Raw genomic sequence first — 8,311 nt, forward strand, 5'->3', positions numbered from 1 at the left:
GAGATGAAATGAAAGAAGCAATAATCAAAAAATTCGGCGTCGATCTCGCGCAAATTAGCGGCGAGGAGCTGGCGGCCTGCGTGCAAAATTTAGCTTTTGAACAGAGCTTGAAGGCTCTACGCGGGCTTAGTGAAGATGCCAAAAGCGCTAAAAGCACCGAGCTCATTTTAAGCTTTGCTGCCGAGCTTAGCGAAATAGGAGCTCTAAAGGACGCCTCCTCCGAAGCGCTAATCGAAGGGGTAAAAAAGGCGCTATGCGACGAGGACGAGCAGGGGCTTTACAAGCTCATCTACGACTACGACGATCTGCGCAAAAAGATCGCTTGTAAGCAAAAGGCGATTAAAACCCTTGTTTTGCGCAGCTACGACGATCTGGATACCGCGCTGCAAAACGCAAGCGAAACAGAGCTAAAAGAGCGCATAGGCTCGGCGCTACAGCGAGCGATCGCGAGCAAACTTCCGCTTGCGGACGTACTTAAAGAAGCAAGCGAACTGGCCTTCATAAGCGTGCTAGAAAGCGGAACCGACATCGAGGATACCGCGCACGAGACGGCGAAAAACATCGCATTTTCGGCTATCGGCGACGGAGAATTTACGAAATTCCGCACAAAAGAAATTTCAAAAATCATCATAAATCGCGCGATTTTCGTCGCAAATGAGAGCAAAAATACGGCCTCTGCGCTGATTAGAGGCGCGATTTTAGGCTGCTACGACGGCATAAACAAAGCCGCCGAAAGATACCGCGACGAGCTAAGTTTTTCGCCCGCGGACGATGCGCAGAGCCTAGGGGAGAAAAAGCTTCAAATTTCGCAGATGAGCGAGCTATTTAGCGCGGTTTTAAGCGATGCGGTCGCAAGCTCGGAGGAGCCCGCTAAAAGCGAGATCGCCAAGATCGCCGATGAAGAATTCGGCGGCTATTTGGCTAAATTTAGAAAAATTTCAACCGATCTTGCCGAGCAACTAAGCGCCAAAATCGGCGAGATCGAGCTTGGCGAGCGCGCAAAAAAGGCGAGCGCCAAAGCGCGCGAAATCACTCAAGAGCTAAGCCAAAAAAGCGCCAAAATCATCGAAAACCTCGATCTGGACGAGAAACTGGACGCAATCAAAAAAGAGCTTAGCGAGTTTGAAAAGAAGATGAGCCAAAAATTTGCCGAGCTAAAAAGCTCCGACGTCGCCAAAAACGTAAGCGAAAGGGCGCGCGAGATGAGCGCCAAGGCTTACGAGGCCGCAAAAGAAACGATCTCCAAACTAAAGTCCAAAAAGGACTAAAGGGGCGCCGCGGGCGCGAAATCCCTAGCGGCAAGTATGGCGCCCACGGCTTTACGTTGCATAATTTACTCGCTTGCCTTAAAGTCCGCACGCTCCAAATAATGGAGCTTTCGTTAGAGTTTGCGAGGCCCGCGCAGAATTCTTTATGCGCTTTAATGGCACAACAGAATTCCGTGCCGATAAAGGATTTACTAATTTTGCGTAGCTAAATTTAGATGTGCGCTACAAAATTCCGTGCCGCCAAAAATCCTACGTCGATGCGAGATTCTGTCCTATCCAAATCTTGCCGCAGTGATAAAATTCTAAGTGTAAGATTTTATAGCTGACGCGGCACATATAAAATTCCAAAGCCGGCGCGGAATTTTAAGCTTGAAATTTCATCGCGTAGATTTGCGTAGCCGAATTTTAAAATTCTAAACGCGTAAAATTAAAATTCTACCCAAAATGATACGGCGCGGTTTGCAGTTTGAAATTTTATCCTGTCGCGCACAAATGGAATTCCGCGAGATAAAATTCTACGAAAAGACGTCTGTGGCGTTTGACATTTCTGCGATCATTTCAATTCCCACAACGAAATTTCATTGCAGCGCAAGATGCAATGTGAAGGAATACCGCTAAGCTAACAATTAGAATTTTGCGTTGCAAAGATTAGCGCGGCTCATCTCAAATCATAGCGACATCCGAGCCCATTTTATCGTGCGACTTGATTGTGCAAATTTGAAATTGCTCCTATCCGCCCAAACTGAGCGCTTAGTGCAAATAAAATTCCGCTGGATTTATCGTAGCCTACGCTGCGTAAGTTTAAAATTGCGATCTCGCCATCCTGCTCTATTTAGGCGCAGAGGCGCCGTGTTTATACAGCACCGCGCTTGGATTAAAACTCGTTGTTTTCACACAGCAATGCCACGTTTATGCCACGATAAAATTCTGCGAAATCTCCGCTAAATTTTATCGCTAAATCACAAAGCCCAATCCTATTTTAAAGGCGACGGGCGTCCTTAAATTTCACGGTAAATTCCAAATAGATCGCGCCTGCAAAATCCGGCAATCTAAAATAAAATTCTAAAAATTTAACCAAATTTCGCTAAAATCGCCGCAAAATTTTAAGGAGAAAAGATGAAAAAAATAGCTCTTTTAATATCCTTTGCTGCGATGATGATTTTTAGCGGCTGCGCGAGCACCACGCAAGGCGGCGCCGTAGGCATCGACCGCTCGCAATTCATCACCGTAAGCGAAGCTGAAATGGATCAAAGTGCCGCGCTTGCCTACAGGCAGATTACCGCCCAAGCAAACGCCAAGCACGTCCTAAATACCGATAAAAAGCTAACTGATCGCGTTAGAGGCATCTCGAAGCGCCTAATCGCTCAAGTCGGCGCATTTCGCAAAGACGCACTGAAATGGAACTGGCAGGTAAACGTCATCAACGATCCTACGATCAATGCTTGGTGTATGCCTGGCGGTCGCATCGTCGTATATACGGGCATCATCGAAAAGCTTAAGCTTACCGATGCCGAGCTGGCTGCTATTTTGGGACACGAGATGTCGCACGCATTGCGCGAACACAGTCGCGAGCGAGCCTCGACTGAACAGATGAAAGATGTCGGTATCGCCGTAGCAAGCTCTGCAGCGGGGCTTGGAGATCTGGGCTCAGCAGCTTTGAACATGGCGGCGCAGTACACATTCACGCTGCCGTTTTCGCGCACGCATGAGACGGAGGCCGATCTGATGGGCGTTGAGCTGATGGCGCGCGCAGGATACGATCCGCGAGCGGCGATAAACGTCTGGGAGAAGATGAATAAGCTAAATGAGAGCCATCCGCTTAAATTTATGTCCACGCACCCTTCAAACGACGATCGTATCGCCGATCTGAAAGAGGTGATGCCGAAAGTCTTGCCGCTTTATGAGGCTGCCACAAGAAATAGATAGTCTTGCGATTTAAAATTTCGCAAGAGTTTGCGCGCTGAGGTTTTTTTAAGTAGCAGGTTTTATCGTTGCATTTAAATTTCTTAATGGGCTTGCGCGCGGCGCTAGGATTATCCGCCGCCGCGCTAGAGCTCTATCGCGATAAAATCTCGCCGCGACAAAGGCCTGCCGCAGCGCGAAATTTTAAATTACCGCAAAATTCCATTAACACGCGCGATAAACATAATCCGCGCCGAGACAAAATTTCATTTTAAAATGCAAGTGCTGGGCGAAATTCCGTCGCATAGAAAGCCGAAACATCCGTCGCTACAGAATTCTACGGCGCGAAATTTTACGATTTTAAGCGCGACGAAATTTGGAGTAAAATTTTGCCCCTTCGGGCGCAGATAGAATTTCGCTATGGTCGTATGCAAACAAAATTTTACAACCGCAGTCAGGTATGAAAATAAAATTTATTCGGCTGGGCAGCAGATTTTAACGCCATTTGTACGACGGTAAGTTTCGCGCAGGCAGATGAAATTTTACGCGATAATAGAAGCAAAATTTCAACTCCGTAAAATTCTACGAGCGGGCGCGAGGCATTTTCCATATCTTTTGGATTTTAAAGCGTTTTTAGATATAATCATAAATATTTATTTTTAAATTTCAAAGGATAAAAAATTTGGACACGGACAGTTCGGTTTTAATGTTAGTTTTAGCTTTTGTATTCATCTTTATGAATGCTTTTTTTGTTCTTTCGGAATTCTCAATCGTCAAAGTAAGAAAGTCTCGCCTCGAAGAGCTTATCAAAGATAAAATTCCAAACGCAAAGCTCGCTTTTAAAATTTCAAACTCCCTTGACACCTACCTCAGCGCCACACAGCTAGGCATTACGATAAGCTCGCTCGCCCTCGGCTGGATCGGTGAGCCCGCGGTATCGAGACTGATCGAGCTGCCGCTAAGATCCATCGGCATAGGCGGCGGAGCAGCGGCACATACGATCGCCTTCGTCATATCTTTTACGCTCGTTACGCTATTTCACGTCGTGCTCGGCGAGCTAGTGCCAAAATCCATCGCTATTGCCAAAACCGAGAAGATCGTGCTTTTCATCTCCAGGCCGCTTCATATTTTTTGGATTATGTTTTTTCCGATCATAAAGGCATTTGACTTCATCGCCGCCGTCTCGCTTAAAATCATAGGTGTAAAGCCCGCCAAAGAGAGCGAGCTCGCGCTTTCTGACGAGGAGATCAAAATCATCGCGAGCGAGAGCCTAAAAGGCGGTGTACTCGATAGCCTAGAGACAGAGATCATCAAAAATGCCGTCGATTTTAGCGACACAGTCGCCAAAGAGATAATGACACCGAGGCGCGATCTAGTTTGCCTAAATAAGCAAAAAAGCTACGACGAAAACTATGCAACCGTATTGCAGTCGAAATTTACGCGCTTCCCGTATATCGACGGCAGCAAAGACAACGTCCTAGGCCTCATCCATATCCGCGATATCATCCAACAAAAGGGAGATAAAAGCTTCGATAAAATTGTGCGCAAACTCATCATCGTGCCTGAAAACAGCCCAATCTCTAAAATTTTACCTATGATGAATAAGCAGCGCATTTTTGCCGCGCTCGTCATCGACGAATACGGCGGCACTGCGGGATTTTTGACGATGGAAGACATCATAGAAGAAATTTTTGGCGACATCAACGATGAACACGACGCGAATGCGCAAAATTTCAAACGTATCGACGAGAATACCTTTGAGTTTAGAGGCCGCTTCGAGATCGAAGGCGTCGAGGAGGTGATGGGCATCGACTTTGATGAGGAGACCGAACAGCTAACGATCGGCGGCTACGTCTTTAATCTCTTCGGCAGCCTACCTGAAATCGGCGATAAAATAAGCGATGAAAACTGCGACTATGAAGTGCTGCGAATGGATGGCACAAGAGTTTCGCTCGTAAAAGCGATCAAAAAAGCAGTCGCGCAGCCGCAAGAAAATGAAGAAGCTGAGAAAAATAACTAAGCCAAAGTGCGGGTTAATAAATTTCACTCTGCAATGCTGCGTGCCGGAAATTTCAAACATGCTGCCGCTTGCGACGCTCTCAATTCCCATCTAGGGTAAAAATTTATTCACCGCTCCCGCATAGATGCCCTAATAGCGGGCGCAGGAATGCCACTCGCCTTGTAGAGCGCCATAAAAGTGCTATTTATAAGCGCGCTGCAAACGAAATGTGAAATTCTACCGCGAAAATTCTGCCAGAGCGACGCTAAATAGAATTTCTTGATGAGCCTATTTTTAAATTTTGCGAGATCGTAGATTTTAAAATTTCGCGGAATTTTAAAATTCTAATTGATCTAAATTTCTCGCCTAACTTAAATAGCAAGCCCCGCCGCAAGCCCAGACCAAGCGAATTTTAAAGCCTAAGTCTAAGCGCAAAATTCCGCGAAGAAATTCTAAAATTATTAAAGATAAAATTTTGCCGCGCAGTATCGCAGAATTAACTCTATCGATTTTGATCGTAAAATTCCGCCAATCTTGCTTTAAAACTTCGCGATTTTAAATTCTAAAAATTCCTAAGTAATCAAGTCGGCATGCCTTAAAATTCCGCATAAATAAATCTTAAATTCCTTTTTGCTACCATAACGAAAATTTTTCGCACGGATGGCTTTATGACAAAACACAAATTCTCATCGCGTTGGGCTTTTATCATCGCCTGCGTGGGCTCTGCTGTAGGTATGGCAAATGTCTGGGGCTTCCCTTATAAACTCGGCACGAACGGCGGTGGCGCATTTTTGCTAATTTACATTTTTTTCGTAGCGCTGTTTTCATACGTAGGCCTAAGCGCCGAATACGCGATCGGTCGCCGCGCCAAAACAGGCACGCTGGGCTCATACGAATACGCGTGGAAAAGCCGCGGACTTGGCGCTATCGGTAAGGTTATTGGCTGGCTACCGCTTGCCGGTTCGATGTGTATCGCAGTGGGCTATGCCGTCATCATCGCCTACGTTCTAAAAGCACTAGTCCAAGCCATAAACGGCTCGCTAATGAGCGAAAATACCGATACGTGGTTTAACTCTTTTGCCCTGACGCCCTACTCCGTGGTGCCCTATCACTGCATAATCGTTGCAGGCACGTTGCTGACGCTATTTTTCGGCGCCAAAAGCATCGAAAAAACGAATAAAATTATGATGCCGCTATTTTTCGTGCTATTTGCAATTTTAGCAATTAGGGTCGCGACGCTGCAAGGCGCTGCGGGCGGATATGCCTTTCTTTTCGGCGCTGATTTTACTAAGCTAGCAGATCCGATGGTTTGGATTTCTGCGATGGGACAGGCATTTTTCTCGCTATCGATTACGGGCTCAGGTATGATCGTCTATGGCGCGTATCTATCCAAGGACGAAGACGTCGTATCTGCGGCGAAAAATACCGCGTTATTTGACACGCTAGCCGCGATGGTAGCTGCGCTAGTGATGATCCCTGCAGTATTTGCTTACGGAATGGATCCTGCGGCGGGTCCTAAGCTACTTTTCGTAACTCTGCCTAAAATTTTGCAAGATATGGCAGGTGGTAGAATTTTTGCAGTGATTTTATTTACCGCCGTGATTTTTGGTGGAATTTCATCGCTTCAAAATATGTTCGAAGTAGTCGCTGAATCGCTAATGCATAAGTTTCCAAGGCTAAGCCGCTCCTTCACGCTTGCGCTATTGTGCGCGATCTGCCTTGGTGCGGGCCTTGGTATGGAAGCGATAAGCTCATGGGGTCCGTGGATGGATTTCGTATCGATTTATATCATTCCGATCGGAGCGGTAATCGGAGCGATATCGTGGTTTTGGGTAATTAAACGGAATGAAATTTTAGATGAGATCAATCTAGGCGCAGATAGGGCTCGCGGCAAGCTCTGGTATGATATCGGGCGCTTTGTCTATGTCCCGCTGGCGCTACTTTTATGCATAATCGCGCTTAGTATGCATATTTCGTTTTAAATTAAAATCTTGCTAGATTTAGAATTAATAGTGTTCTATCGTAATGGAATTTTAGCAAAGCACATTTATAAATCATTGCATTATCCATATAAATAATGTATAATGCAATCAAAAAGGAGACAATATGACGCGATCTATAAACGTAAATTTTAGAATGGATGCCGAGCTTAAAAAAGGGTTGGAGGAAGTATGCTCTGAAATGGGGCTAAATTTAACTACTGCTTTTACAATATTTGCTAAAAAAGTATTGCAAGAACGCAAAATTCCTTTCGAGTTGACGGCAGATCCCTTTTACAGCCACGAAAATTTATCTCATCTTAAGCGCTCTTTTGACGAATTAAAGGAAAATAGCGGGATTGAGCACGATTTGTTAGAAGCGGATCAATGAAAAAAATCTGGTCGCAAGAAGCTTGGAAGGATTATCTGTATTGACAGGAAAATGATAAAAATATCCTAAAGCGCATAAATAAGTTAATCCTAGATATAGAGCGTAACGGCTACGATTGTATAGGCAAACCCGAAGCGCTAAAGGGCAATTTGTCGGGGCTTTATAGCGTTAGAATAGATGGAAAAAATCGACTCGTATTTAGAATATCTAATGGCGCCATAGAAATAGCTCAGTGTAAAACTCACTATGGAGATAAGTAAAATACGCACAAAAGCATCAATATCAAAGCGGTAGTATTTGTCCCAAAATAAAAACTTTCACACCCAAAAAAGGCGTGGAATTTTAAAATTTTATCTTATTTTATGGCTTAAAATTTTGAAATTCAGTCTAGATTTAAAGCAGTAAATTTTAAAATTTTACCTTGGCTGCTAAAAAGAAATTTCGTCGTTAAATTTAACAATAGAAATTACTTTTTAATAAATGCCGTATCTGCAAAAGAGTATTATGAGCTGCTGCAATATTTCAAGGGCTAAACGTAAAAATAGAAGATCGGACCGACTTTATACCGCAGGCTCAAAACAACGACTATTTCACCGATAAAAATGAAATTTACAGCGACGATTTTAGCGATACGCAAATTCCGAAGAAAAATTTTAAATGGAGACTTAGGCGGTTTTTTAGTTTGGATTGAAATTTTAGTCCAAACGGCAAGTTCTTAAATTTAGCGAGAATTTCACGAGCAAATAGAGAGTAGGGCGGCGAGGCAAATATT

The 8,311-nt window shown here is 44.6% G+C and carries 6 protein-coding genes and 1 pseudogene; 6 read left to right on the top strand and 1 reads right to left on the bottom strand.

Annotation, left to right across the window (positions count from 1 at the left end):
• Nucleotides 1-8 precede the first annotated feature (8 nt).
• Both QZ176_RS08125 and QZ176_RS08130 read left to right on the top strand, forming a co-directional pair.
• Nucleotides 9-1,268 carry a hypothetical protein gene (locus QZ176_RS08125; RefSeq protein WP_295152676.1) on the top strand — a complete coding sequence of 420 codons (1,260 nt, stop codon included), beginning with the start codon at nucleotides 9-11 and terminating at the stop codon, nucleotides 1,266-1,268.
• Nucleotides 1,269-2,384: 1,116 nt separating this feature from the next.
• Nucleotides 2,385-3,194 carry a M48 family metallopeptidase gene (locus QZ176_RS08130; protein WP_295152677.1) on the top strand — a complete coding sequence of 270 codons (810 nt, stop codon included), beginning with the start codon at nucleotides 2,385-2,387 and terminating at the stop codon, nucleotides 3,192-3,194.
• Nucleotides 3,195-3,436: 242 nt separating this feature from the next.
• Here the strand turns inward: QZ176_RS08130 and QZ176_RS08135 are convergent, their stop codons facing one another.
• Nucleotides 3,437-3,604, bottom strand: coding sequence for a hypothetical protein (locus tag QZ176_RS08135; protein ID WP_295152679.1), 168 nt, complete (start codon nucleotides 3,602-3,604; stop codon nucleotides 3,437-3,439).
• A 272-nt stretch (nucleotides 3,605-3,876) separates the two neighbouring features.
• Between QZ176_RS08135 and QZ176_RS08140 the strand changes: the two genes are divergently transcribed.
• The 4 genes and pseudogenes from QZ176_RS08140 (at nucleotide 3,877) to QZ176_RS08155 (ending at nucleotide 7,799) form a co-directional block, all read left to right on the top strand.
• Nucleotides 3,877-5,190, top strand: coding sequence for a hemolysin family protein (locus QZ176_RS08140; protein ID WP_291939300.1), 1,314 nt, complete (start codon nucleotides 3,877-3,879; stop codon nucleotides 5,188-5,190).
• A gap of 647 nt (nucleotides 5,191-5,837) precedes the next feature.
• Entirely contained in the window at nucleotides 5,838-7,151 is a 1,314-nt protein-coding gene (locus tag QZ176_RS08145) for a sodium-dependent transporter (protein WP_295152681.1), read from the top strand.
• 124 nt (nucleotides 7,152-7,275) lie between these two features.
• Nucleotides 7,276-7,539 (top strand): type II toxin-antitoxin system RelB/DinJ family antitoxin, encoded by a 264-nt coding sequence (locus QZ176_RS08150; RefSeq protein WP_295152683.1) that lies wholly within the window; start codon nucleotides 7,276-7,278, stop codon nucleotides 7,537-7,539.
• Nucleotides 7,536-7,799 (top strand): annotated as a pseudogene (locus QZ176_RS08155) (Txe/YoeB family addiction module toxin). The gene QZ176_RS08150 and the pseudogene QZ176_RS08155 overlap by 4 nt, the downstream one beginning before the upstream one ends.
• The last annotated feature ends 512 nt before the right edge of the window (nucleotides 7,800-8,311 follow it).

This window comes from uncultured Campylobacter sp., assembly GCF_905373215.1.
Lineage (GTDB): Bacteria > Campylobacterota > Campylobacteria > Campylobacterales > Campylobacteraceae > Campylobacter_B.